2 protein-coding genes are annotated in these 1,581 nt (G+C 67.1%); both read left to right on the plus strand.

All coding sequences use genetic code 11. The features are described 5' to 3' along the window. Window positions 1–78: 78 nt before the first annotated feature. The gene (locus tag AB0O34_RS36835; protein ID WP_363923641.1) at window positions 79–489 is read left to right on the plus strand and encodes a hypothetical protein; all 411 of its coding nucleotides are present in this window, start codon (window positions 79–81) and stop codon (window positions 487–489) included. Between the two features lie 5 nt (window positions 490–494). Continuing rightward, on the plus strand, window positions 495–1,544 hold the full coding sequence (locus tag AB0O34_RS36840) for an IS3 family transposase (RefSeq protein WP_363923643.1): 1,050 nt from the start codon (window positions 495–497) through the stop codon (window positions 1,542–1,544). Window positions 1,545–1,581 lie beyond the last annotated feature (37 nt).

Below are 1,581 nucleotides of genomic sequence, written 5' to 3' on the forward strand. Positions count from 1 at the left end.
CCCTCCCTGCCAAAATGGACAGAGGTAGCAAACAGGCATAAAACTCTGTGCTGAGGGTGGGGAAGGAGACATCCCTTCGTGGGAGCACGACAGTCGGATCCGGAGATCCCTGACCCGCAGGTGCGCGAGCGGGTCGTGACCCGCCGGTACACGGCGGCGTACAAGGCCCGGATCCTGGAGGAGTACGACCAACTGGACAAGGCCGGCAAGGGCGCGCTGATGCGCCGGGAGGGCCTGTACTCGTCGTTGATCTCCAGTTGGAGGACGGCCCGGGACCACGGCGCGGAACAGGCGCTGGCCCGGCCGGTCGGCCGCCCGAAGGCCGACCGGCGCGACAAGAAGATCGGGGAGTTGGAGGGTGAGGTCGAGCGGCTGCGTGCCGAACTGGGCAAGACCCGCCAGGTGATCGAGGTGCAGGGAAAGCTCTTCGCGCTGCTGGATCAGCTCGCCACCGGCAGCGAGACCTCGACGGCTCGGGGCGAGCAGTGACCGAGATCATCGAAGCTGCTCAGGAGCAGGCGGTCGAGGAACTGACACCTGTGCTCGGGCGGCGTAACGCGTGCGCGGCCGCCGGGGTACCGCAGGCCAACTGGTACCGCAAGAACCGCAAGAGCCCCGCTCCGGCGCGTCCGCTCACCCCGCGAAGGCCGCATCCTGCGGCGCTGTCGCAGGGCGAGCGCGAGCACGTCCGCACCGTGCTGAATGAGCGGTTCGCTGACGCGGCACCGGCAACGGCGTACTTCACGTTGCTGGACGAGGGCACCTACCTGGCCTCGCAGTCCACGATGTACCGGATCTTGCGCGAGCACGGCGAGGTCGGCCGTGATCGGCGCCGCCAGGCCACCCACCCGCCCAAGACCATTCCTGAACTGTTCGCCGGCGCGCCCAACCAGGTGTGGGCCTGGGACATCACCAAGCTACGCGGCCCCGGCAAGGGCGTCTGGTACCACCTGTACACGATCATCGACATCTACAGCCGCTGCGTCGTCGGCTGGATGGTCGCCTCCCGCGAGTCCGCCGAACTGGCCAAGCGGCTCATCAAGGCCACCGCAGCCAAGCAGGCCATCGACCCCGGCACGCTCACCCTGCACGCCGACCGCGGCAGCTCGATGAAGTCCAAGACCGTCGCCGAGTTGCTCATCGACCTGGGCGTGGCCAAGTCGCACAGCCGACCCAAGACATCCAACGACAACCCGCACGTCGAAGCCAGCTTCAAAACGCTGAAGTACTGCCCGGCCTTCCCCGGCCACTTCGGCTCGATCCATGACGCTCGCGTGTTCTGCCAGGAGTTCTACGCCTGGTACAACCACGACCACCACCACTCCGGGATCGGCTACCACCACCCCGCCGACGTGCACTACGGCCAGGCCGACATCGTCCGCGACCGGCGCGCCCGCACCCTGGCCGCCGCCCAGGCCACCCATCCCCAGCGGTTCGCCTCCGGCGGCATGCCCACCCCGCCCGACCTGCCCGGACCGGCATGGATCAACAAGCCCAACAACCCCGACCACAAGGACGAACAACAAAAGCTGACACAGAATTAGACCAGCTCAACTGCCTTGATCAAATTGACAGGTTCCG

The sequence above is a fragment of the Sphaerisporangium sp. NPDC088356 genome (assembly GCF_040685555.1).
In the GTDB taxonomy this organism is placed as follows: Bacteria; Actinomycetota; Actinomycetes; order Streptosporangiales; family Streptosporangiaceae; genus Sphaerisporangium.